Here is a 21229-nt window from a genome sequence, read left to right on the forward strand (position 1 = left end):
TGCTGGTGGCCCCGGCGCAGCGTGGGGACAGCACCCGTCGCTCATCGGGTGACCGGGGTGTTCTCGGCGGGGACGGTGGGGTTGCTGTCGCGGGTCAGCGTGACCGCGGCGAGCAGGGCGGCTGCGGCGGCGATGCCGGCGGCGCCGAGCAGGGCCGCTGAGTAGCCGTTGGTGAGGGCGGCCGGGTCGCCGAGTGCGTCGGCGCCGTGGGCGGCAGCGAGTGCGGTCATGGCGGCGAGGCCGAGGGCGGAGCCGATCTGGTAGCTGGTGTTGACGATGCCGGAGGCGAGGCCGCCTTCTTCGGGGCGGGCGCTGGACAGGGCGGTGCCCAGCGACGGGATGAAGGCCAGTGCCATGCCGAGGGCGGCGACCAGGGAGGCGGGCAGCACGTCGGTCAGGTAGCTGCCGGTGGGGCGGATCAGGGCGAGCCAGCCGAGCCCGGCGGCGAGGACCGCCAGCCCGGTGATGAGGGTGGTCTTGGTGCCGAACCGGGCGATGACGCGCGGGGCGAGCACGATCATGCCGGCCATGATGAGCACGGTCATCGGCAGCAGCGCGGCGCCGCTGGGGAAGGCGCTGTAGCCGAGGACCTGCTGCAGGTAGAGGTTGAGGTAGAACCACATCGGGATCCACGCGGCGCCGAGGAGCAGCTGGGCGAGGTTGGCCGCCGAGAGGTTGCGGCTGGCGAAGATCCCGAGCCGCATCAGCGGTTGGCGGCGGCGGGCCTGGATGGTCAGGAACGCGGCGAGCAGGACGGCGGCCGCGGTGAGGGTGAGCCAGGTGGTGGCGGTGTTCCAGCCGATCTGCGGGGCGCGGACGATGGCGTAGACGGCGGCGGCGAGGCCGCCGGTGACGGTGAGGGCACCGGCGAGGTCGAGGCTGCCGGGCCGGTTGCCGCCGGCGGGCATGAGTGCCGGGGTGGCGATCAGGGCGAGGACGGCGATCGGGATGTTGAGGTAGAACACCCACGGCCAGCTGGTGTATTCGGTGATGACGCCGCCGAGGAAGACGCCGGCGGTGCCGCCGGCCGGGGCGGCCGCCCCGTACAGGGCCAGGGCCTTGGTGAGTTCGGCGGGCCGGTTGCCGAACAGCATCATCAGCAGCGTCAACGCCGACGGGGCGATCAGTGCGGAGCCTGCGCCCTGCACGGCGCGGGCGGCGAGTTCGACCTCGACGGTGCCGGCGAGGCCGGCGGCGGCGGAGCCGGCGAGCAGGATGGCCCAGCCTGCGGTGAAGATGCGGCGGGCGCCGTACAGGTCGGACAGGCGGCCGCCGAGCAGCAGCAGGCCGCCGAACGCGACGACGTAGGCGTTGAACACCCAGGACAGGTTGCTCGGAGTGAAGCCGAGGTCTTCGCGGATCTGCGGGAGGGCGACGCCGATGATCGAGGTGTCCATGATGACCATGAACTGGGCGAGGGCGATGAGCGCGAGAGCCCACCACCGTTGCGGACTGCGGGACATGACCGAACCTCCTTAGTACCCCTGGGGGGTATCGCTGTTCGGCGCTATTGTTACCCCCTGGGGGTATGCCCGGTCAAGGCCGATGCGGAAGTGGCATCCGCGTCACACCGGTCACCCTGCCACTTCCGCGAGATACCCTAGGGGGGTACGGTAAAGACCGGTGATGGGAGCGGGTCATGGCGCACGGCTACATCAAGGACAAGGACGACTACCTCAAGCGGCTACGCCGGGTGGAAGGCCAGATCCGCGGACTGCAGCGCATGGTCGGCGACGACGTGTACTGCATCGACATCCTCACGCAGGTGTCGGCGGCCACCAAGGCCCTGGAAACGGTGGCGCTGGGGCTGCTCGACGACCATCTGGCGCACTGCGTGGTCGACGCGGCCCGCGAAGGCGGCCCGGACGCCGAGGCGAAGCTGAAGGAAGCCTCCGACGCCATCGCCCGGCTCGTGCGGTCCTGACCCCGCGCTCGCCGTCACCGGATTTCACCCATCGACGAAGGGATGCTGCGATGTGCACCAGCGAGACCGGTTGCGCCTGCTCGACCACGGCGGCGACCACGACCACGGTCGCGAACGGCGGCCCCGGCGCCGTGCAGGCGGTGTATGAGGTTGCCGGAATGACGTGCGGCGGCTGCGCGGCACGCGTCAGCAAGCAGCTGGCCGAGATCGAGGGCGTCAGCGACGTCAGCGTCGACGTGGCCGCCGGCGCTGTCACGGTCACCAGCGCCACACCGCTGGGCAGCGACACCGTCAAGGCGTCGGTGGCCCAGGCGGGCTCTCGGCTGACGGCGACCGCCGCACCGGGCGGCCGCTCTGCCGCCTGCCGAACCGGCCGGCTCGCTGGACCTAGCGAGGGCCCTGCGAGCCGGCCCGGATCCAGCGCTCCGCCGCAGCATGCAGATCCACACATGGGAAGCGGCCCACGCCGACCTGCGGGCGAGGACGAAAGATCGGCAAGGAACTGGCGGCAGCCCGCCCCGCCGAGCAGTCATGAACCAGCTCAACGCCAGAAGCCGCACGCCAGGACGAGCGTCGCGGAACCACAACCGGGGGCAGGGCCCGGCCGGTGCTCAACGCCCGGCACGTCGGCCATCAGCGCCGCGGTGTCACTCGCTACCGCACTGGCGGTCGGCGGACTCCTCGAAGGTGGGGACCGGCCGGGCCTGCGCCTGCTGCGCAGTCGCGGCCACGCCGTTGCGTTCGATGTCCTCGATCAGCCACTTCATCTCGAGGATCTCCTCGCGCTGGGCCTTGCTGATCTGCTTGGCGAGTTCGCAGACCCGCACGTCGGAGATCTCGGCACGCTCCGAGCGGGTGATGGCCATCGAATGGTGCGGGATCATCGAGTTCATCCACCCGCTGTCCTGCACGGTGGTCTGGCTGCGGTCGAGGAACACGCCGGTACCGAGCAAAAGCAGACTCGCCGCGACGACGCCCAGGTTGGCCTTGGTGTTGCGGTACATGTGCAGCATGTAGCCGAGCATGATCAGGCCCATGGTGCCGCCCATGGTGAGCGCCATGAACACCCGGCTCTCGCTGAACCGGATGTGGTTCCACTGCCAGCTGCTGACGAACATCACGGCGTACATGACGACCATGGCGGTCAGAATCATCGCCGCGAACCGCAGATACATCTTCTTGTCGTGCGACTGCCCGTCGCCGTGACCGGCCCGGTCCGAGTTCTTCTTGTCCATCACTGCTTCAGGCTCCGTTTCTTCGTCGTGAGTTCTGCTCATTTCCCCCGCGAGGCAAGGCGGCCCGGCGTCCGCGCGGTTACGTCGAGCGTGATCGCCGCTACCCGACGCCGGTCCAATCGACCGGTGTAAGTGCCGAAGGGTCAGTGGTGGTATTGGTGCACGACGGCGTGGCCTTTGCCGCGGCGCATCAGTGCCCGGTTGACCGGCACGGTGACGGCGAACGCCACGGCGAGGGCGACGGCCAGCGACGCCCAGAACACCCACCAGGTCAGGCCGGCGCCCATCGCGCCGGGGATGAGCAGCATGATGGCGTTGTCGACGATCTCCATGACGGTGATCGACAGCGTGTCGGCGGCCAGCGCCACGCCCAGGGCGGCGCCGACGGCCAGCCCGGAACGCAGGACCGGCACGATGGTGAGGCTGTAGCCGAACACGAACGCCAACGCGACAGCCAGCACGATGGTCGGCACCGTGGACCAGCCCAGCGCGATGCCGATGATCAGGCCGAGGACCTCACCGATCGCGTAGCCGGTGAGGCAGTGCGCGGTCGCGGAGATCGCCAGCCGGTTCAGTTCCCGCCGCCCGGCGGGCTGTCAGGATCCAGGCCCTGACAGTGATGGCCACCGGAGTCGTGCGCGGCGTGCTCACCGTGGTGTGCAGCGCCGGCGGAGTCGTCGTGCTGATTCATGGCTGTCTCCCGTGCGGGCGCGAGCCCGCGAGCGTCAGCGTGGTCGGTAAGGATGCCCGCGCCTCGGCGAGCCGGGTGATGTACCGGCCCACCGAGGGCGAGGAGTTCGGGCGGGTCAGGCGATGGTGGCGAGCAGGTCCCGGCAAGCCTGCTCACAGGCCCGGCACGCCTCGGCGCAGATCCGGCAGTGCTGGTGCATGTCGGCGTGGCCAGCGCACTCGTCGCCGCAGGACTTGCAGGCCACGATGCACGCCTCGAGCAGGGCGCGGCTGATGTTGGCGTCGTAGCCGGTGTGCCGCGACAGCACCCGCGCGGTGGTGGCGCAGATATCGGCGCAGTCCAGGTTAGTGCGGATGCACTTGGTCAGCTCGGCGACCATGTCCTCGCTCAGGCAGGCGTCGCCGCACGCGGTGCATGCCTGGCTGCAGGCGTTCAGCGCGTCGATGGTGGCGGCGAGCTTCTGCCGGTCCAGGTTGATCGGCTGCGGGTAGGTCTCCAGCATGGGCAGGGTGGTGCTCGTCATGACGACCTCCACGTTAGGGATAGGAACTCGTCAACCGCATACCCGTACGAATGCACGGGTAACACGGAAGTAGGAGGTTGTCATGTCGTCACCCGCAGCGCAGCCGGCTGCCGAGCACAGTCATCCGGTCGACCCGGAGCGGGTCGCGGCTGCCCGGGCCCGGCTGATCAGCCATGATGACGCACAGCGCTTGACGGCGCTGCTACGGATGCTGGCCGACCCCACTCGCGCCCGGATCATCTACGCCCTCGACACCGTCGAGGAGCTGTGCGTCGGCGACCTCGCCCTCGCCCTGCAGACCAGCATGGACGCCACCGGCTACGCACTGCGGATGCTGCGCAGTGCCGGGCTGGTCACCACCCGCCGCGACGGCAGAATGGTCTACTACCGGCTCGCCGCCGACTTCCCCGAGCCGTTACGCGAGCACTGCCTGCGTCGCCTCGTCGAGCTCAGCCACCGTGCCGAGCAGTAGCCATGCTGGCGCGGCTCAGGACTGCGCGTCCCGCACCCCGGTCATGGCAGCGATCGCGGGCTGCCGCCCGGCCTGATCGCGGGCGACGGATTCCCTTCCCCCTGCTGTGCCGGAGCGCTCACAGCCACGGCCAGACCGGCTCCGGTCGGCCGTGGCTGATGTGTCTCGCGCCTGGTGGATACGCACCTGTGCGGATCATCGCTCCAGCGGCCCGCCGGTCAGTGCGGCAAAAGCACGGCCTGATATCCGGCCGTCTCGATCACCGCGAGCAGCGTCGCAGGTGCTACGACGGCCGGGTCGGCGTCCACGACGGTGCGACCGTCGCGCACGGAGGTCTGCGCCCGATGCACCCCTGCGGTCTCCTCGAGTGCATCGTCGATGAGCAGGCCGCAACTGCCGCAGTGCATGCCGGTGACGGTGAAGGTGAAGGTGCTGCCGTTCATGGTGGAGTCCTCGAAAGTGTCGATGCCGGTGAGAACGGTTCGGCCGCTGCTCAGAGCAGAGCCCGTAGGTGATTGGCGAAGCGGTCCGTGGCGCTGAGGTGGGCGAAGCGGCCGGTGACGTCGTAGATTTCGTGACGCCACTGCTGCGCGACGTCGGGATCGGTGGCGGGCAGGTCGGGGGTGCTGCTGTGGACGGCGAGGCGGGCCGGGGTGACCCCGGCGATGGTGGTGGCTGGTCGCCGGTCGCTCAGTGCTCGGGCGTAGCCGCGTAGCAGGTCGGGGTCTCGGGCCGGCGCGACGATGCAGCGGTACTGCTCGGGGATCGCGTCGGCGCCCATCGTGTGCAGGTAGGCGTCGAGGCCACTGGTCAGCACCGCGGGCGGGCAGGGGTCGACGGCGACGACGGCGTGGGTGGCGTAGCGGGCGGCGAACAGGGTGGCCAGCGTCGCTGACGGTCCGTGACCCACCACCACGGGTGCGCGCCGCAGCTGCAGGCCGGCGATGAGTTCGGCGAGCTCGTCGACCAGGTCGTCAGGGTGGTAGCGCTCGCGTCGGCTGGAGGTGCCGTGTCCGGGCAGGTCTACGGCGATCATGGTGGCGTCCGGGCGCAAATCGGCTGCGGTGGGCCACCAGCTGGTCCGGTCGAACAGCACGGCCGGGATCAGCACGACCGGGCGGCCGTTGTTTCCCCAGGTGTCGTAGCCCCACGATCCGGCGGGGGCAGTGAACTGGTGGGTAGCGCGCACCGGCGGCAGGTTCGTCGGCATCACTGCTGCCCTGCCCGCGGCCGCCGGCCGGTGGCGAGGACCTGCGACCGCGTCATGCCGGCTCCTTCGCGGTGACGGTGAGCCGGCCGGTGTACATGCCCATGCCGCACGAGTAGTGCAGCGTGCCGGGTTCGAGGGTGCCGAGGTCGATGACGGTGTCGCCGTCGACGGGCAGGATCTTCTGCAGGTTGCGGTCGGGGATGACGAACGCGCGTACGCAGCCGGTGGCGTCCTCGGATCGTACGATCAGCCGGGTCGGGATGTCGGCGGCGACGGCGATGTTGGCGGGCTGGTAGGCGCCGGTGACCGCGGTGACGATGACCTGCTGGATCCCGTCGGCGGTGCGGGTCAGTGGTGGGGCGTCGTCCGGTGCGGCGCGGGTGGTGACCGGTGCTGGCCCGACACCGAGGGCTTCGCCGATGCGTGAGGCGGCGAGCGGGGAGCCGAGCAGTTCGAGGCCACCGTTGAGGGTGTAGAGGCCCATGGCGAGCACGACCAGGCCGGTGGCGGTGGCGAGCCTGGTACGCCAGGCTCCGGCGGCTTTGCGGGCCAGGTATCCGAGGACGGTGAACAGCGGGGCGGTGCCGGCGACGAACACGGCCATGATGACGGCCCCGTCCAGCGGGGAGCCGGAGGCCAGGGCCAGGGCTTGCACCGAGAGGGTGACGCCGCACGGGATGAGCACGCTGAGCAGGCCCAGCACTGCGGGTGCGGCCGCACCGGCGGTACGGGTGCGGCCGCGGACCAGCCGGGACCAGGCGGCGGGTGGCTCGATGACCACGTTGCGGAATCCGGGGACGCCGAGCTGGGCGAGAGCGAACACGACGACCAGGACGCCTGCGGCGAGCTGGGTCATGGTGCGGACCGTGACGGAAAGCTGCATGGTGGCGCCGAGCGTCCCGAGCAGCGCGCCGAGCAGGGTGTGGGAGACGAGTTTGCCGGTGAGGAACCCGGCGACCGGGGCCAGGTCATCGGCCAGCCGCGCGACACCACCGGCAGCGGCTGGAGGGACAGCGGTAGGCGTGGTGGTGCGGTGTCGCATCACCACGGCGGTGAGCAGGCCGCCTTGGACGGCGGCGCAGGACACACCACCGGCGACCAGCCCGGTGAGCAGGACGGCGAAGAGATTCATGGATGGGTTCGGCTTTCAGCACAAGGAGTATGCGGACACCACCGCGCACGAGCGCGGTGTGATGGCCGGCGTGGGACCGGCCGGCGGGGGCCGCGGCCATCACGTGGCGCGGCTCGGGGGCCGGTGTCCTAGATGCGGCTGATACCGATCGCGGTCAGTGCCACCGCGACCGGGGCCCGGGCTTTTATCACCGGGACCGGCGCGGGAACCGGGGGCAGGCGGATCGCGGTTGGCGGCGGGGCGAGTGTGCCGCTGGTGATGGTTGCCGCGGTGCTCGGCGCCGGTTGCAGGTGACAGTCGTCCGCGGTGGTGCTGGTGTGCTGCGCCACGCTGCTGTGCGCATGCTGGTGTTCGTGTGCGCCGGAGCCTGTGGTGCTCACGTGCGCGGCCGCTACGGTGACGGTCATCGCGGTGGCCATCGGGGCGGTGTGCGGGAGGCAGTGGCCGGCTTGCAGGATTCCCGCGCCGGCCAGCACGGCCATGACCAGCAGCCAGCGCAGCACTCGGGTGCGGATGGCGGGCCGGCGGCGGTTCACACCGGTCAGGTTACGACATGACCGGCTCGTGGCCGGCAGCTGCGCTCGGGTGCGTACGGGTGCGTCTTCGCCGGCCTCGCCGCCGAGGTCGGCGGATACCGGTGTGGGGTATCTTGGCGGGCATGAGTGAGGCGACGCCGACCGGGCCGCACGGGTATTCCGCTGAGAAGCAGGCGCTGCTGGCGCGGCTCAAACGCGTCGAGGGTCAAGTTCGCGGAATCGCGCGGATGGTGGACGAGGACACGTACTGCATCGACGTGCTCACGCAGATCTCGGCGGCGAACAAGGCGTTGCAGGCGGTGGCGGTGGGCCTGCTGGAGGATCATCTGCGGCACTGTGTGATGCAGGCGGCCGCTGACGGCAACGCCGACGAGAAGATCAAGGAAGCGACCGCCGCGATCGCCCGTCTCGTCAAGTCCTGACCCGCACCCTGCTGGCTTCTGCCGCAGGTACGTGTTGTCTCCGGTGGCGGCGTTGCCCTGCCGACGGGCAGGTGGGCAGGGCAACGCACGGCCGTCAGGTTACCGGGCGGTGATGCTGGTGAAGCGGCGCAGCCGCAGGCTGTTGCCGACGACGAACACCGAGCTGAACGCCATCGCCGCTCCGGCGATCATCGGGTTGAGCAGCCCGGCCGCGGCCAGCGGCAGGGCGGCGACGTTGTAGGCGAACGCCCAGAACAGGTTGCTCTTGATGATGCGCAGCGTTTGCCGTGACAGCCGGATCGCGTCGGCGGCGGCGAGCAGGTCACCGCGTACCAAGGTCAGGTCGGAGGCTTCGATGGCGACGTCGGTGCCGGTGCCCATGGCCAGGCCCAGGTCGGCCTGGGCGAGCGCGGCGGCGTCGTTGACGCCGTCGCCGGCCATCGCGACGACCTTGCCCTGATCCTGTAGCCGTTTGACGACGTCGACCTTGCCGGCCGGCAGCACGTCGGCGATCACCTCGTCGATACCGACCTCGGCGGCGACCGCCCGGGCGACGGTCTCGTTGTCGCCGGTGAGCAGGATCGGCGTCAGCCCGAGACCGCGCAGGGCGGTGATCGCCTCGCGGCTGGTCGCTTTGATGGCGTCCGCGACGGCGAGGATCCCCCGGACGTGGCCGTCCCAGCCGGCGACGACCGCGGTCTGCCCGGCCTGCTGGGCCGCCGTCAGTGCCTGCTCGATGTCGGCGGGCAGGGTGTAGCCGTGCTCGCGCAGCAGTTGCGGGCGGCCGACGAGCACCTGGTGGCCGTCGACGGTGCCGGTGACGCCGAGCCCTTCCAGGTTCGTGAACCCGGTCACCCCCGGCAGCGGCGCACGTTCGGCGCCGGCCTTGGCGATGGCTTGGGCGATCGGGTGCTCGGAGGCGGCCTCGACAGCGGCGACCCGGGTGAGCAGCTCACCGTCGTCCTGGCCCTCGACGGCGAGAGCGGCGACCAGGGTCATCCGGCCGGTGGTGACGGTGCCGGTCTTGTCCAGCACGATCGTGTCCACCCGGCGCGTCGACTCCAGTACCTCGGGGCCTTTGATGAGGATGCCGAGTTGGGCGCCGCGGCCGGTGCCGACCAGCAGCGCGGTTGGGGTGGCCAGGCCGAGCGCGCACGGGCAGGCGATGATCAGTACGGCGACGGCGGCGGTGAACGCGGCCGTGAGGCCGTTGCCGGTGCCGATCCACCAGCCGAGCGTCGCCACGGCGAGGGTGATGACGATCGGCACGAACACCCCGGAGATCCGGTCGGCGAGCCGCTGCGCGGCGGCCTTGCCGGTCTGGGCCTGCTCGACCAGTTTCGCCATCTGCGCCAGCTGGGTGTCCGCGCCGACGCGGGTGGCCCGCACGATCAGCCGGCCGCCGGCGTTGACGGTGGCCCCGACCACGGTGTCGCCGGGGCCGACTTCGACGGGCACGGACTCGCCGGTGAGCATGCTCGCATCCACGGCGGAGGTGCCGTCCTCGATGACACCGTCGGTGGCGATCTTCTCGCCCGGCCGGGCCAGGAACCGGTCGCCTTCGGCCAGCTGAGCGACCGGAATCTTGACCTCCGCGCCGGCTCGCAGGACGGTGACGTCCTTGGCCCCCATCTCCAGCAGCGCGCGCAGCGCGGCGCCGGCGCGTCGTTTGGAGCGGGCCTCGAAGTAGCGGCCGGCCAGGATGAACATGGTCACCCCGGCGGCGGCCTCCAGGTAGATGGCGTCCATCCCGTTGCCGCCGATGGCGAGGCTGAACGGGTGGGTCATTCCCGGCTCGCCTGCGGTGCCGAAGAACAGCGTCCACAGCGACCAGCCGAACGCGGCCAGGGTGCCCAGCGAGACCAGGGTGTCCATGGTCGCCGCGCCGTGGCGCAGGTTGGTCCAGGCGGCCTTGTGGAACGGCAGGCCGCCGTAGACGACGACCGGTGCGGCCAAAGTGAGCGACGCCCACTGCCAGTAGGTGAACTGCCAGGCCGGCACCATGGCGAGGACGATGACCGGGACGCTGAGCGCGATCGCGGTGAACAGCCGGGTCCGCAGCGAGCGCAGTTCGTCGACCGGCTCCGGCTCGTGCGGGTTGTCGGCGGACGCCGGGGGCGGCGGCAGGGCGGCGGTGTAGCCGGTCTTCTCCACCGTGGCGATCAGGTCGGCTGCCTCGATCTCGCCGTCGACGGTGACGAATGCCTTCTCGGTGGCGTAGTTGACGGTGGCGGTGACGCCCTCCATGCGGTTGAGTTTCTTCTCGATCCGCGACGCGCAGGAGGCGCAGGTCATGCCGCCGATCGACAGTTCGATCTGGTTCGGGGCCACCGGGAGCGGCCGCGTGATCGCCATGAGTGCTTCTCCTAACCGTGGGTGTGGCCGTCGGCGCCGTGCCCCGACCCGGACGGTGCCGGTGACGGGGTGGCCGGGGCCGGACTGGCCGCGGGTGCGCCGGTCTGCGGCACAACGCTGCCGGCGGTCGCGGTGAACTCGGCGGTGCGCACCGTGTCGCCGTGCTTAAAGTCCAGGTAGAGCCGGTAGGCGCCGGTCGACGGGACGTCGGCGTGGAAGACGATGTCGGGTCCGGCCGCGGTCGTGCCGTCGCCGGGCGCACCGTCGGGGTGCACGTGCAGGTAGGCCAGGTCGGCGTCGCGCAGCGCCACGAGGTGGCCGTAGGCGCCGAGGTAGGGCTGCAGGTCGGTGACCGGTGCTCCGTCCTTGCTCACCGACAGGGCCAGCCGCGAGGAGCCGCCCGGGACCAGGTCCCCGGTGAGGGTGACGGTGTAGCCGTCGACGGTCGTGCTGCGTTCGGCCGCGGGCAGCGGACGGGGCTGGTAGTCACCCGGTGCCGGGACGTCGGCGCCGAGGGTGAGCCCGTCGGTGCGCCCGGCGGGCTGGAAGTCGGCGAAGACCCGGTACTGCCCGGGTGCGGCGACGGCGAGCGGGATCGACCAGGTGCCGTCGCCCGCCAGCTCGGGGTGCACGTGCTGGAAACCGGACAGGTCCCGGCGGACCACGATCAGGTGCAGGTCCTTGTCGTGGCTGGTGGTGTAGTCGGTGACCGGCCGGTCGTCGGGCCCGAGGATGCGGAACGTGAACGGCGTGGCGTCGCCGACGGCCAGGGTGGGGCTGATCGGCTGGAGCCGGTAACCGTCCTGGGTGACCTGCAGCCCGGCCGGCACCGCTGCCGCGACAGCACCGGCGGCAGCGGCGGTGGGCTCACCATGCTGGTTGTGGGCGGCGGTGGTGGCGGCGGGCGCCGCGGTGGGGCCGACGATGCGGCCGAGGCCGAGGGCGGCGGTGAAGACGACCGCCAGCCCTACACCGAAGGCACCCAGCTTGACAGGGGTGTTCATGACTACCTCGCGAGTTCGTAGCCGGCCTCGTCGACGGCCGCGGCCACCGCGGTCTCGTCGAGGGGCGCGTCGCTGATGACGGTGACCGCGCCGGAGGCCAAGTCGACCTTCACGTCGGTCACACCGGGGAGCTGCCGCAGTTCGGCGTCGACGGAGTTGACGCAGTGCGAGCAGGTCATGCCGGTCACGGTGTAAATCTTCTCGGTCGCCATGACGATCTCCTTCACGAACAGGCGGGGGGCGCTGTGCCGCCCTCACCCAGACACTATACCCATACCCCCCTGGGGTACCAGTCGGATGGTGGTGCCGGCCGTCACGAGGTTGTTCACCGCGTTGGCGACGTGCCCGGATGGCTGCTGTGGGTCGCCAGCCACAGATAGGCCCTCGTCATGCGCGCGACGGCGATCAGGGCGAGGATCGCTGCCCGCTGAAGGCGCGACCCGATCACGTGTTTTCCCATGCCCTCGTGGCTGACCTGGAAAAAGATTCGAGTAGGGGCCCATCCGTGGCTGGCGCGGCGTCGAATCCCTGTTCGTCAGCACCACCGCACGTCGAGGGAGAGAACGATGAACAGTCGTCGGCTTTTCGCCGCCACCGCTGCCGCCGCCATGCTCGGTAGCGCGCTCATCGGCGCCGCACCCGCCAATGCCTCGGCCGGTGCCGACACGGGTGCGAGCGCTTCCTACAACGGCGCCAAGACGGTGCACACCCACGCCAAGCTTCGTCAGCTCAACAAGTCGGGTGTCTCGGGCAAGGCTCATGTGACGGTTAAGGGCAACAAACTCAACGTGACCATGGATGCGTCCGGGCTGCTGCGTAAGGCGCCGCACGCCGTGCACATCCACTACGGCGAGCAGGCCCGCAACGAATGCCCGACGCTGCGCGACGACACCAACAAGGACCGCCGCCTGACCACGCTGGAAGGCGTTCCCGCCTACGGCCCGGTCGCGGTGTCGCTGACCACCAAGGGCGACACCAGCCCGGCGAGCGCGCTGGCCATCGACCGGTTCAAGACCGCCCCCAAGGGCAAGATCCACTACCACCGGCACGACATCCGGACTGACAAGAGCGTCGCGCAGGGCATCCGCGACGGCGACGCCGTCGTCGTGGTGCACGGCGTCGACCACAACCACAACGGCGTCTACGACTTCAGCGCCGGCAAGAGCGACCTCGACCCCAAGCTGCCCGCCGAGGCCACCAACCCGGCCGCCTGTGGCGTCCTGCGCCGCTGACCGAGCATGGTCCGCCCGGCCTCGGCGAAGACGTGACTCCTCGTCGCCACACTGGCTGGGCCGGTTCCCGACACAGCCCCCACCTTTGTTGATGTGCTCGTCTACGGCGAACGGCCTTCCCTCAAGGGGGATGCCGTTCGCCGTAAACGATGCCCATGACGCCAGGTCAAGTCAGGTGACGGGCGGCCCGGAGTGCTTCAGGTCGACATCTGCCGGGCCTGCTTCACCACAGCAGGCATCGCGCCCCCACTGAGCCGCGGCCGGCGGCCCGGGGCCGGTCGGGCCCCGGGGGTCGCACCATCGGGCGGCAGATTCCGAGCATGGAACCGGCGTTCGGCATCAGCGGGAGCAGGGTGTTGCCGCCACCGGGGCGAGGGGTTTAGTCGTGGTGCTCGTCGGTGGTGGTGGCAGTTTCACCGTGGCCGTGCTCGGCGGCGGTGCTGTGCGTCGCGAGGTAGTTCAAGCCGGCGAAGGCCAGCACGGCCGTGACCACGATGCCGAGCCCGATGGGGCCGACGATGGCCTTCCAGCGGTGCGGGGCGTTACGCATGATGTAGGCGAGGAACGACACCACCAGCCCGGCCGGGACCAGGACGGCGCTGCGGGTCGGGAACTCGGTGAAGTGCTGGATACCGCCGCTGAGCATGCCGATGCCCATCGACAGCAGCAGGGAACCACCCACGATGCGCGCCAACTGCCCGCCGGCGGGCAGTTGGCGGGGCAGAACAAACTCGTTGAGCACGGTGGCGAGCAGGAAGAGCAGCACGCCGGCGGCGCCGATAAGGGCGTACCGGACCGGGTCCAGCGGGTAGTGGACGACGGAGCCGCTGATCAGGCCAGCACCGACGAAGTATCCGATGTAACCCAGGTATGGGCCGAGGACCGCGGGTGACCCTTGGGTGCTGCCAGCGGATCCCGCGCCGCGCGCGACTTCGGCGTGGTCCTGCCCTGAGTGCGACAGGACGGTCGAGGACGTCGCCAAGGTGGGTCTCCTTCAATTGCGGGTACGTGTCAGAACAACGGGTGACACACCATGTCTCTCGGTATGTCAAAGATCAGGTATAGCGATGTTCACGGTGACGCAAGTCGCACCGGTCACCGCTCAGGTACGGCCCGCTGATCCCACCAGGGCCTCAGGGATGCCCTGGTGGGATCAACCAGACTGAGCACCGGCCTGGGCTGAGTGGCTGGTCAGCGGCGGGTGCCGGTGGCCGCCCGGCTGGAGGTAGCGGCGTGCTTGCCGGTGTGCAGGTGGCCACGGCGGTCGAGTGCAGTGATCGCCGTGGCGCAGAACAGGCCGGTCACGGTGAGCGCGATCCAGGGCAGAGCGGGAATGTTGTGGCTGTTCCCGAAGTCGAGGGCCAGGCCGGTGAGCAGGTTGCCGGCGGCGATACCGATGCCGGCGAGGGTGTTGTAGAAGCCGTAATAGGTGCCGACGGTGTGCTCGCCGGCGAGGTCGACGATGGTGGCCATCTCGAAGGGGTAGACGAGCATGGTGGCGACCGTCAGCAGGACCGTGCTGGTCAGCACCGGCAGCAGCGCGAGCGTGTAGGCCCACCATCCTCGTGGCGGTTCGGATGATGCACTGCCGGCGGCCAGCGCGAGTGGCACGAACGCGCAGGCCATGAGCAGCAGGCCCCGGCTGATGGCCTGCGCGGAGGTCCAGCGGGTTTTGGCCCAGGCGGTCAGGCGTACTTGTCCGGCCACGGTGAGCAGCCCGGAGACGGCGAACAGGATCGCCACGCCGGTCTCGCCGCCGGTGACCCGGCGTACCTCGATGGGCAGGCCGAGGTAGACCTGGAAGTTGAGCACATATGAGCCGATCATGGCCAGGGAGAACAGCAGGAACGGCCGGTGCCGCACGATCTGGCGCCAGTCGGCGAGCATGCTCTGCTGCGGCCGGCTGGTGTCGCGGTCCCCGCGGCGAGCGGGTAGTGCCCGGGCCTGGGCGATGAGCAGGAACAGGAACAGGACGGCGGCGACCAGGCACACCCAGCGGAACGCGAACCCGAGCAGGGCCAGGCCGATCAGCGGCCCGAGCAGGATGCCGGCCTGGTAGAAGACGTTTAACAGGGCGAACGCCTCGACCTTGCGCTCGCCGGCCTCGGCGGCGAGGTAGGCGCGCACGGCCGGGTTGAACAACGCCCCGGCCAGTCCGGTCAGGGCCGAGGCCACCAGCAGGGCGGGCAGGGATTCGACGAGGCCGAGCATGGCGAACCCGATCACCCGCAGGCCGAGCCCGGCCAGGATCATCGGTTTGTAGCCGATGCGGTCGGCGAGGCTACCGCCGAGCAGGAACATGCCTTGCTGCGACAGGTTGCGCATGCCCAGGATCAGCCCGACCGTCCACGCGGCCAAGGCCAGCTCGTTGCTCAGGTAGCCGGCCAAGTACGGCATCAGCATGTAGAAGCCGATGTTGATGGTCAGTTGGTTGACCAGCAGCAGCTGCACCGGCCGGTTGAACGAGCCGATCTGGGTGAGGGTCGCTTTCATGCGGGCTTGCCCTTTGCCGGGACCTCGGTGGTGGGGTCGATGATCGTGGTGCAGCGGGTCCACCGGGTCACCTCGGCCTGCTGCGGGTGGCCGATGCGGTCCGGGTGCTGTGTCGGCGGCCGGTCCAGCAGGCCGCGTTCGCGGCAGTAGGCGTCGCTGTACACGGTCTCGGCGTACCGGTGCGGGCCGTCGGGGAAGACCGCGGCGATGCGGGTGTCATCGGGCAGGGTGTCGGCGAGCCAGCTGGAGACCAGCGCGACGGCGCCGACGCTCCAGCCGCCGGTGGCGTACCGGTCGGCGGCCAGCCGGCGGCACGCCCAGACCGCCTCGTTCGGGGCGACCCAGTGGACCTCGTCGAACGCGGTGTAGTCGACGTTGCTGGGGTAGATGCTGCTGCCCAGCCCGCGCATCACCCGCGTGCGGGCGGGCTGGCCGAAGATCGTGGACCCGATCGTGTCGACGCCGACCAGGCGCAGGTGCGGGAAGAACTCGCGCAGTACCCGGGACACGCCGGCGCTGTGGCCGCCGGTTCCCACGCTGCACACCAGCACGTCGATACGGCCCAGCTGGGCGGCCAGCTCCAGGGCCAGGCCCTGGTAGGCGTCGACGTTGTCGGGGTTGTGGTACTGGTCCGGGCAGAACGCGCCGGGATGCTCGGCCACGAGCTGCGCCACCCGGTCGCGGCGGGCCTGCTGCCAGCCGCCGGTGGGGTGCGGCTGCTCGACGACGTCGACGATCGCCCCGTAGGCGGCCAGCAGGTTGCGCATGAGCGGTTCCATGCCGGTGTCGGTGACCAGCGTGACCGGGTGCCCGTACACCTGCCCGGCCAGTGCCAGCCCTAGCCCGAGGGTGCCGGAGGTGGACTCGATGATGGGTGCCCCGTCGGCCAGGTCGCCGCGTTCTCGGGCCCGGCTGACCAGGTGCAGGCCCGGCCGGTCCTTGATGCCGCCGGGGTTGTGGCCTTCCAGCTTCGCCCAGAACCCGCGGCCGGAGCCGCGGCGTAGCTCCGGGATCCACAGCACCGGGGTGTTGCCGACGAGCTGGTCGACTTCGTGACAGGTCGAGGTGGAGATCAACTGGCTGGGCGTGGGCAGCGCAGGACGTGTGACAGCGATGTTCGCCATGATGGGTTTTCCCTTGTTGCGCGACGTGACGGCGCTCGCGCGGGCCGCGCCTGAAGCAGGCCGGGGCGGCAGCGAGCAGCCAGGGACAGCTCCCGGTGACGCATCCGCGGCGCGCGGCTATGGCCGACGCGGATCGGATGCAGACTCACAGGGTGCAGGCGGCGGTCAGCGCCGGCCGGCCGCGTCAGAGACGCGGGGGCTGTGGCTGCGGACCGGGCTCTGTCACGTGCGGCTGACACATCCCAGAAGCAACAAACTTCGTCCGTGCCAAACCGGCGGTGGTGCCATCCAGCCCGCATCGCCGTCGGCAATGACGGCAAGCGAGACCGGCACTGCGGCCAGCAGCGGGGTCACGCTGCCCGCCGGGCGGTGCACCGACGATGCGTCCCCGCAGGCGTCACCATGCGATTCGTGCGGCCCGTGAGCGGCTGCCGGCGACACGGCTGTCAGTTCGGACACGGCTGTCAGGTCGAACACGGCACCGGCGTGCCTGCCGTCGACGGTGGTCGTCACGGCAGCGGGCTCGTGACCGGAGCCCTCGCGGTGATGTCCATGCACGGTGAGGGCACAGACCAGCAGAGCCAGCACTACGGCGACTCGCATGAACGGTCGATGCATCAGTGACCTTCCGGTCCGACGGCCTCATCCGGATAGCGTCGCCGACTGTAGCGCTTTTCTGGTGACTCGCCCAGCTTTAAAAGAATCACCCGTATTTGTTCGCATTAGTAACGCTGGCGTCGCCAGGATGACACGATTGTCAGCCGCGGCCCCCGGGCGACGCGGCTGCCACAGCAACAGACATCGCGGCGTCCGGATAGCCGGATAGAGGGACGCAGCCGCTACCTCGCGCACTCAGCGGCGGCCCCTGCTTGCGCGGCACTGTCGCCGGGCCGGTCGCGCCGGCTGCCTGAGGATGGCTCGCCGCGCCGGCATGCGAACGCGTAGTCGCCGGGACACGTCCTCATCAGCGATAACCAACATCGTCGCCGCTGTCCCGGTCGGCGACGCCAGTGCGGTCCAGCGCTCAGCGCGCTGGCTCGAGTATTGGGCTCCGATGTCAACGCCATCGGGTGACTAACCGGGGCGAGCCCTGGGTGCGGCCGGACGCGATGGCGCGCCCGGCCGCACCCTGTCGGCTTACAGACCTGCCAGGATCTGCTTCATCGTGGCGATCTCCGTCTGCTGATCGGTGACGATCTTCGCGGCGAGGGCCTTGGCTTCCGGGTTGGAGCCCTTGCCCACCTGTTCCTGGGCCATCTCGATAGCGCCCTCATGGTGCTTGACCATCAGGGTGAGGAACTGCTTGTCGAACGCTGCGCCCTTGGCGTCGTGCAGGGCGGCCATGTCGGACTCCGACATGGCGCCCGGCATCCCACCACCGTGGTCCATGCCGCCGCTCATGTCGGGCATCGGCGCCTTGCCCCAGGCGGTCAGCCACCCGGTCATGGTGTCGATCTCCGGCTGCTGAGCGGCCTTGATCTTGCCGGCCAGGTCCTTGACCTGGGCGCTGGCGGCGCGGCCGTCGGCCATGGCCGCCATCTCCACCGCTTCCTGGTGGTGCGGGATCATCATCTGGGCGAACATCACGTCGGCGTCGTTGAACGTCGCACCCGCCGACGCGACGGCAGAAGTAGTGGCAGCGGGGGCGGCGCCGTGGTTCATGCCGGTGTCGGCGGCAGTCTCGTGGTCACCGCCGCCGCAGGCGGAAAGCAGCAGCGCGGTGGTGACGGCTGCGCCGGCCAGCAGGCCACGGCGCAGCCCGGACGAGGGCAGCGAAGAAGAACGCATCATCGCGGAAAGGCCTTTCACAAAGGGGTACGGGATTGACGAAGACGTGCACCAGTACCGCCCGGCCGGTCGGCCGCGCGGAGCGACACGGTGGCCTATATGCGCAGCACCGAAATCGCGGCGATCGTCAAACCCGTCCTGCGGACCGGCGGCGCCCGTGGCACCCCGGTGGCCGTCCGCTCCCGCGGCCACAACCGGCCCAGACCACCGAGCACGCTCAGCAGCAGCAGTGCCAGCAGCACCGCGACGGCCAAACCCTGCAGCACGGCCATGCAGACGCTGAAGGAGTCCATCGCGCCGTGGTCGTCGCAGTGACCGTCCAGGCACGGCGCTGCCGCACTGATCGCCGAGGTCGCCTCGGTCATGCCGAGCATGCCCACGGCAGCGCTCGGGGCGGCAGCCGCATGCATGCCGCCGCCGGGGCCGGTGTGCCCGATGGTGTGCATCGCGGCGAGCCCGGCCAGCGTGCAGACCAGCAACACCCACCGGGTCAACGACCCGGCTCGAGCACTGGCTGCGGCATTCACCGCTCCACGCTAGCGCGCCCGGCCCGGCCCGGCGACGACCAGGCCCCTTGCCCCGCCCTCGCCGAGTACAGGATCAGGTGCCGGGCCGGCGGCCGAAGGTCCGGACCGTGGCGCCCATGTGCAGTTGGTCGAACATGTCGACGGCGTCGCGGTGCAGCAGGTTGATGCAGCCGTGCGAGCCTCGCTGGGCGTCGTGCAGGTAGGTCGTGGTCTCGTGGAAGCCGATCCCGCCGACGAACCGCTGCCAGTACGGCAGCCACACCTCGTACGGGTCCGACCACTCCTGCGTCGCCCGTTTGTTGATTCGGTAGGTGCCGGCCGGGGTGGCGTGACCGCGGAACCCGGACCGGATGACGGTCGGGCCGAGCACCATCTCGGTGCCCCGCATGACCCACACTGTCTGCAGGCTCAGGTCCACGCAGGCGGTGACCTTCGTCGTGGCGCCGCATGCGCGTCGCCGTTCGGGTGTCGAGCTCGCGACGATCCGCTCGGCCACGTCGGCGGTCGTGGCGTCGGCCTGTCCGTGGGCGGGTTCGATGCCGAAGCGCCGCTGGAAGGAGCTGATGGTGGCGCAGTCGCCCGGTGTTTGCCGGCCGTCGACGGTCACCGCTCCGTACCCGTCGAGGATGTCCAGGTTCTCCTCGATGTCGCGCTGCCAGCGTCCGGTCGCACACGGGGCGACAGGGGCCTTCGCCGGCTTCGTGGCGTCGGAAGCCTGCGCTGCCTGCCGTGCCGGTGCCTGCGTCGGCTGCCCGGTGACGACCTTGATGAACGGCGTGCCCGCCGTGGCCGACGCGCTCGCCGACGGTGCCGTGACGGCCGGCGATGCGCTGCCGAGCATGCCGGCCGCATCGACGGCGACCGCCGCGCTCGCGAGTCCCACCACCGCGGCCATGCTGGCAAGCACTGCCACGACGCCGGTTGCGGCCATCAACAACTCCTGCGGTCAGCGAACATCGACCCTCAGCAGATCGGACGCCTCGACCCCCGGTTGCGCCGATCGGCGGGAGCAAACGTGGTGCACCTGCAGCGCCGGCCGCCGCGCGGGCGGATCCGCGTCGACACAGGGCGTGCACTACGGGCGGGCAGGAGTCAGCGCGAGCGGCGGGCCGGCTCGACTTGTCGCCGGTACCCCCAGGTAGTAAGGCCGCGCGGCTTGAAGACCGACAACACGAGCGCGATCAGCAGCAACACGATCGCCGCCGCGGCATGCACGACCGGCGACAACGACGGCACCGCAGCGCCACCGCCGGCCGCCGCGCGCGCAAACCCGGCGAGGGTCTGCATGTAGAGCAGCAGCACCGCGACAGCGAACACGTTGAGGACCAGCTTGAACAGCACCCAGTAGTGGCGGATCAGTCCCCACGGTGACACCAATGACTGGATCACGCCGGTGACCAGGGCGGCGAAGCTGAACGGCACCAGTGCCGCCCAGGCCAGCGGCTCCAGCACCCGGTACACCGCACCCGCTACCGCGGGGTCGGTGGTGACGAACGCGACCACGGCCAGAGCGAGCGAGGCCGCGATCGCGCCGATCCAACCCACCGACGCGGCGATGTGCACCACCAGCAGCCCCCGGCGCACCGCCGGTTTCACCATAGGACGCTGAAGGAACTCGCCGCCTGCGCGTGACGGCCGGGGCCGTGCCCGGACAACAACAGCACCACGACAAGGGCCACCAGGACCGCTGCCGCGATCGCGAAGATCTTCACCCAGCGCGGTACCCCCGGCCCGCCCGGACCCTGCCGTCCACGCGCACCCTCATCGAATTGCTCGCTCACGGCACCCTCCTCAGTTAGAAGACCACAGCCCGATTTTGCGATACAGGGTGTCTATACGCAAGACGTTATGACGAAGTGCGGACGATCCGTATGATCGGAGAGTGCCGAAGTTGTGGAACACCACCGTCGAAGAGCACCGGCGCACCGTGCACACCGCCATCCTGGACAGCACGGCAGCGCTGATCGCCGAACACGGCCTGGCCGTCACGATGTCCCAGATCGCCCAGCACACCGGCATCGGCCGCGCCACGCTGTACAAATACTTCAAAGACGTCGAGGCGATCGTGCTCGCTTGGCATGAACGCCAGGTCAGCGACCACCTGTGCCAGCTCAATGCCGCGATAGCCGAATGCACCGACCCGGCGGAACGCCTCCGCACGGCGTTGAGCGCCTACGCCGGCCTGTCCAGCGCCGGCCACAGCACCCCGCACACCGGCGTCGAGGGTACGTCAGCCGTGCAGACCGCGTTGGCGTTGCACCAGGCACCGCACCTGCACCACGCGCAGCGTCATGTGCACGACCTGCTCACCGAGGTCATCACAGTGGCGGCGGACGCCGGGATGGCCCGCACCGACGTACCGCCCGCCGAACTGGCCAGCTATTGCCTTCACGCACTCACTGCGGCAGCCGCATCACCCTCACCCGCGGCCCGCGACCGGCTCGTCGACGTCACCCTCACCGGTCTGCTGCCCCCAGCCGGCTGAACGGCTCCGGACCGCCTTGGCACCCTCAGTGATGAGGTACACCCAGTCGGCAGCCATGGCACAGAAGCTGATCCAC

The 21229-nt window shown here is 70.3% G+C and carries 25 protein-coding genes and 1 pseudogene; 6 read left to right on the forward strand and 20 right to left on the reverse strand.

Annotation, left to right across the window (positions count from 1 at the left end):
- Positions 1-41 precede the first annotated feature (41 nt).
- Positions 42-1463 carry an MFS transporter gene (locus AB0I88_RS15230; RefSeq protein ID WP_361023496.1) on the reverse strand — a complete coding sequence of 474 codons (1422 nt, stop codon included), beginning with the start codon at positions 1461-1463 and terminating at the stop codon, positions 42-44.
- A gap of 176 nt (positions 1464-1639) precedes the next feature.
- Here AB0I88_RS15230 and AB0I88_RS15235 point away from each other — a divergent pair, with 176 nt between their 5' ends.
- Positions 1640-1924, forward strand: coding sequence for a metal-sensitive transcriptional regulator (locus AB0I88_RS15235; RefSeq protein WP_361023499.1), 285 nt, complete (start codon positions 1640-1642; stop codon positions 1922-1924).
- A gap of 131 nt (positions 1925-2055) precedes the next feature.
- Positions 2056-2241 (forward strand): annotated as a pseudogene (locus AB0I88_RS15240) (heavy-metal-associated domain-containing protein); the annotation flags it as partial.
- A 330-nt stretch (positions 2242-2571) separates the two neighbouring features.
- On the opposite strand, the gene AB0I88_RS15245 reads toward AB0I88_RS15240, so the two are convergent.
- The 3 genes from AB0I88_RS15245 to AB0I88_RS15255 all read right to left on the reverse strand — a co-directional run bounded on the left by AB0I88_RS15245 (position 2572) and on the right by AB0I88_RS15255 (position 4373).
- Complete coding sequence (locus AB0I88_RS15245; protein WP_361023502.1) at positions 2572-3159, reverse strand: DUF305 domain-containing protein; 588 nt, start codon at positions 3157-3159, stop codon at positions 2572-2574.
- Positions 3160-3302: 143 nt separating this feature from the next.
- Positions 3303-3734 carry a DUF4396 domain-containing protein gene (locus AB0I88_RS15250; RefSeq protein ID WP_361023707.1) on the reverse strand — a complete coding sequence of 144 codons (432 nt, stop codon included), beginning with the start codon at positions 3732-3734 and terminating at the stop codon, positions 3303-3305.
- Between the two features lie 231 nt (positions 3735-3965).
- Positions 3966-4373, reverse strand: coding sequence for a four-helix bundle copper-binding protein (locus AB0I88_RS15255; RefSeq protein WP_361023505.1), 408 nt, complete (start codon positions 4371-4373; stop codon positions 3966-3968).
- An 82-nt stretch (positions 4374-4455) separates the two neighbouring features.
- Between AB0I88_RS15255 and AB0I88_RS15260 the strand changes: the two genes are divergently transcribed.
- Positions 4456-4845 (forward strand): metalloregulator ArsR/SmtB family transcription factor, encoded by a 390-nt coding sequence (locus AB0I88_RS15260; protein WP_361023508.1) that lies wholly within the window; start codon positions 4456-4458, stop codon positions 4843-4845.
- A gap of 218 nt (positions 4846-5063) precedes the next feature.
- Here the strand turns inward: AB0I88_RS15260 and AB0I88_RS15265 are convergent, their stop codons facing one another.
- From AB0I88_RS15265 to AB0I88_RS15280, 4 genes are all read right to left on the reverse strand, one after another.
- A complete protein-coding gene (locus AB0I88_RS15265; protein ID WP_361023511.1) occupies positions 5064-5288 on the reverse strand; it encodes a cation transporter in 225 nt (74 codons plus the stop codon).
- Between the two features lie 50 nt (positions 5289-5338).
- Positions 5339-6055: an alpha/beta fold hydrolase gene (locus tag AB0I88_RS15270; RefSeq protein WP_361023514.1), complete on the reverse strand. Its 717-nt coding sequence runs from the start codon at positions 6053-6055 to the stop codon at positions 5339-5341.
- Between the two features lie 52 nt (positions 6056-6107).
- Positions 6108-7187 (reverse strand): sulfite exporter TauE/SafE family protein, encoded by a 1080-nt coding sequence (locus AB0I88_RS15275; protein WP_361023517.1) that lies wholly within the window; start codon positions 7185-7187, stop codon positions 6108-6110.
- Positions 7188-7315: 128 nt separating this feature from the next.
- Positions 7316-7723: a hypothetical protein gene (locus AB0I88_RS15280; protein WP_361023520.1), complete on the reverse strand. Its 408-nt coding sequence runs from the start codon at positions 7721-7723 to the stop codon at positions 7316-7318.
- A gap of 122 nt (positions 7724-7845) precedes the next feature.
- Here AB0I88_RS15280 and AB0I88_RS15285 point away from each other — a divergent pair, with 122 nt between their 5' ends.
- Positions 7846-8145, forward strand: a complete 300-nt coding sequence (locus AB0I88_RS15285; RefSeq protein WP_361023522.1) for a metal-sensitive transcriptional regulator — start codon at positions 7846-7848, stop codon at positions 8143-8145.
- 99 nt (positions 8146-8244) lie between these two features.
- On the opposite strand, the gene AB0I88_RS15290 is transcribed toward AB0I88_RS15285, so the two are convergent.
- Genes AB0I88_RS15290 through AB0I88_RS15300 form a run of 3 tightly spaced genes read right to left on the reverse strand, consistent with a single transcriptional unit; the run spans position 8245 to position 11716 of the window.
- On the reverse strand, positions 8245-10500 hold the full coding sequence (locus AB0I88_RS15290) for a heavy metal translocating P-type ATPase (RefSeq protein ID WP_361023525.1): 2256 nt from the start codon (positions 10498-10500) through the stop codon (positions 8245-8247).
- 11 nt (positions 10501-10511) lie between these two features.
- On the reverse strand, positions 10512-11504 hold the full coding sequence (locus tag AB0I88_RS15295; protein WP_361023528.1) for a hypothetical protein: 993 nt from the start codon (positions 11502-11504) through the stop codon (positions 10512-10514).
- Between the two features lie 2 nt (positions 11505-11506).
- Entirely contained in the window at positions 11507-11716 is a 210-nt protein-coding gene (locus AB0I88_RS15300) for a heavy metal-associated domain-containing protein (RefSeq protein WP_361023531.1), read from the reverse strand.
- A gap of 354 nt (positions 11717-12070) precedes the next feature.
- On the opposite strand from AB0I88_RS15300, the gene AB0I88_RS15305 reads away from it, so the two are divergent.
- Positions 12071-12736, forward strand: a complete 666-nt coding sequence (locus AB0I88_RS15305) for a hypothetical protein (protein ID WP_361023534.1) — start codon at positions 12071-12073, stop codon at positions 12734-12736.
- A 379-nt stretch (positions 12737-13115) separates the two neighbouring features.
- Here AB0I88_RS15305 and AB0I88_RS15310 read toward each other — a convergent pair whose 3' ends face one another.
- From AB0I88_RS15310 to AB0I88_RS15350, 9 genes are all read right to left on the reverse strand, one after another.
- The gene (locus tag AB0I88_RS15310) at positions 13116-13718 is read right to left on the reverse strand and encodes a hypothetical protein (protein WP_361023538.1); all 603 of its coding nucleotides are present in this window, start codon (positions 13716-13718) and stop codon (positions 13116-13118) included.
- 209 nt (positions 13719-13927) lie between these two features.
- Entirely contained in the window at positions 13928-15229 is a 1302-nt protein-coding gene (locus tag AB0I88_RS15315) for an MFS transporter (protein WP_361023541.1), read from the reverse strand.
- Positions 15226-16353, reverse strand: a complete 1128-nt coding sequence (locus tag AB0I88_RS15320; protein WP_361023544.1) for a PLP-dependent cysteine synthase family protein — start codon at positions 16351-16353, stop codon at positions 15226-15228. Before AB0I88_RS15320 ends, AB0I88_RS15315 begins: the two co-directional genes overlap by 4 nt.
- Positions 16354-16575: 222 nt before the next feature.
- Positions 16576-16971, reverse strand: coding sequence for a hypothetical protein (locus tag AB0I88_RS15325; RefSeq protein ID WP_361023547.1), 396 nt, complete (start codon positions 16969-16971; stop codon positions 16576-16578).
- A 519-nt stretch (positions 16972-17490) separates the two neighbouring features.
- On the reverse strand, positions 17491-18144 hold the full coding sequence (locus AB0I88_RS15330; protein WP_361023550.1) for a DUF305 domain-containing protein: 654 nt from the start codon (positions 18142-18144) through the stop codon (positions 17491-17493).
- 92 nt (positions 18145-18236) lie between these two features.
- Positions 18237-18668: a DUF6153 family protein gene (locus AB0I88_RS15335; protein ID WP_361023553.1), complete on the reverse strand. Its 432-nt coding sequence runs from the start codon at positions 18666-18668 to the stop codon at positions 18237-18239.
- Between the two features lie 73 nt (positions 18669-18741).
- On the reverse strand, positions 18742-19599 hold the full coding sequence (locus tag AB0I88_RS15340; protein ID WP_361023556.1) for a L,D-transpeptidase: 858 nt from the start codon (positions 19597-19599) through the stop codon (positions 18742-18744).
- Between the two features lie 161 nt (positions 19600-19760).
- The gene (locus AB0I88_RS15345; RefSeq protein WP_361023559.1) at positions 19761-20264 is read right to left on the reverse strand and encodes a DUF2269 domain-containing protein; all 504 of its coding nucleotides are present in this window, start codon (positions 20262-20264) and stop codon (positions 19761-19763) included.
- Positions 20261-20449: a hypothetical protein gene (locus AB0I88_RS15350; protein WP_361023561.1), complete on the reverse strand. Its 189-nt coding sequence runs from the start codon at positions 20447-20449 to the stop codon at positions 20261-20263. The genes AB0I88_RS15345 and AB0I88_RS15350 overlap by 4 nt, the downstream gene beginning before the upstream one ends.
- Positions 20450-20550: 101 nt before the next feature.
- Here AB0I88_RS15350 and AB0I88_RS15355 point away from each other — a divergent pair, with 101 nt between their 5' ends.
- The gene (locus AB0I88_RS15355) at positions 20551-21153 is read left to right on the forward strand and encodes a TetR/AcrR family transcriptional regulator (protein WP_361023564.1); all 603 of its coding nucleotides are present in this window, start codon (positions 20551-20553) and stop codon (positions 21151-21153) included.
- Positions 21154-21229: the final 76 nt, after the last annotated feature.

The organism is Actinoplanes sp. NPDC049802 (assembly GCF_040656595.1).
In the GTDB taxonomy this organism is placed as follows: Bacteria; Actinomycetota; Actinomycetes; order Mycobacteriales; family Micromonosporaceae; genus Actinoplanes.

What these genes read in the sequence shown, in the direction of transcription:
- AB0I88_RS15230 (WP_361023496.1), bottom strand. Translation starts at nt 1,463, where the DNA reads ATGTCCCGCAGTCCGCAACGGTGGTGGGCTCTCGCGCTCATCGCCCTC.
- AB0I88_RS15235 (WP_361023499.1), top strand. Translation starts at nt 1,640, where the DNA reads ATGGCGCACGGCTACATCAAGGACAAGGACGACTACCTCAAGCGGCTA.
- AB0I88_RS15245 (WP_361023502.1), bottom strand. Translation starts at nt 3,159, where the DNA reads ATGGACAAGAAGAACTCGGACCGGGCCGGTCACGGCGACGGGCAGTCG.
- AB0I88_RS15255 (WP_361023505.1), bottom strand. Translation starts at nt 4,373, where the DNA reads ATGACGAGCACCACCCTGCCCATGCTGGAGACCTACCCGCAGCCGATC.
- AB0I88_RS15260 (WP_361023508.1), top strand. Translation starts at nt 4,456, where the DNA reads ATGTCGTCACCCGCAGCGCAGCCGGCTGCCGAGCACAGTCATCCGGTC.
- AB0I88_RS15265 (WP_361023511.1), bottom strand. Translation starts at nt 5,288, where the DNA reads ATGAACGGCAGCACCTTCACCTTCACCGTCACCGGCATGCACTGCGGC.
- AB0I88_RS15270 (WP_361023514.1), bottom strand. Translation starts at nt 6,055, where the DNA reads ATGCCGACGAACCTGCCGCCGGTGCGCGCTACCCACCAGTTCACTGCC.
- AB0I88_RS15275 (WP_361023517.1), bottom strand. Translation starts at nt 7,187, where the DNA reads ATGAATCTCTTCGCCGTCCTGCTCACCGGGCTGGTCGCCGGTGGTGTG.
- AB0I88_RS15285 (WP_361023522.1), top strand. Translation starts at nt 7,846, where the DNA reads ATGAGTGAGGCGACGCCGACCGGGCCGCACGGGTATTCCGCTGAGAAG.
- AB0I88_RS15290 (WP_361023525.1), bottom strand. Translation starts at nt 10,500, where the DNA reads ATGGCGATCACGCGGCCGCTCCCGGTGGCCCCGAACCAGATCGAACTG.
- AB0I88_RS15295 (WP_361023528.1), bottom strand. Translation starts at nt 11,504, where the DNA reads ATGAACACCCCTGTCAAGCTGGGTGCCTTCGGTGTAGGGCTGGCGGTC.
- AB0I88_RS15300 (WP_361023531.1), bottom strand. Translation starts at nt 11,716, where the DNA reads ATGGCGACCGAGAAGATTTACACCGTGACCGGCATGACCTGCTCGCAC.
- AB0I88_RS15305 (WP_361023534.1), top strand. Translation starts at nt 12,071, where the DNA reads ATGAACAGTCGTCGGCTTTTCGCCGCCACCGCTGCCGCCGCCATGCTC.
- AB0I88_RS15315 (WP_361023541.1), bottom strand. Translation starts at nt 15,229, where the DNA reads ATGAAAGCGACCCTCACCCAGATCGGCTCGTTCAACCGGCCGGTGCAG.
- AB0I88_RS15320 (WP_361023544.1), bottom strand. Translation starts at nt 16,353, where the DNA reads ATGGCGAACATCGCTGTCACACGTCCTGCGCTGCCCACGCCCAGCCAG.
- AB0I88_RS15325 (WP_361023547.1), bottom strand. Translation starts at nt 16,971, where the DNA reads ATGCATCGACCGTTCATGCGAGTCGCCGTAGTGCTGGCTCTGCTGGTC.
- AB0I88_RS15330 (WP_361023550.1), bottom strand. Translation starts at nt 18,144, where the DNA reads ATGATGCGTTCTTCTTCGCTGCCCTCGTCCGGGCTGCGCCGTGGCCTG.
- AB0I88_RS15340 (WP_361023556.1), bottom strand. Translation starts at nt 19,599, where the DNA reads ATGGCCGCAACCGGCGTCGTGGCAGTGCTTGCCAGCATGGCCGCGGTG.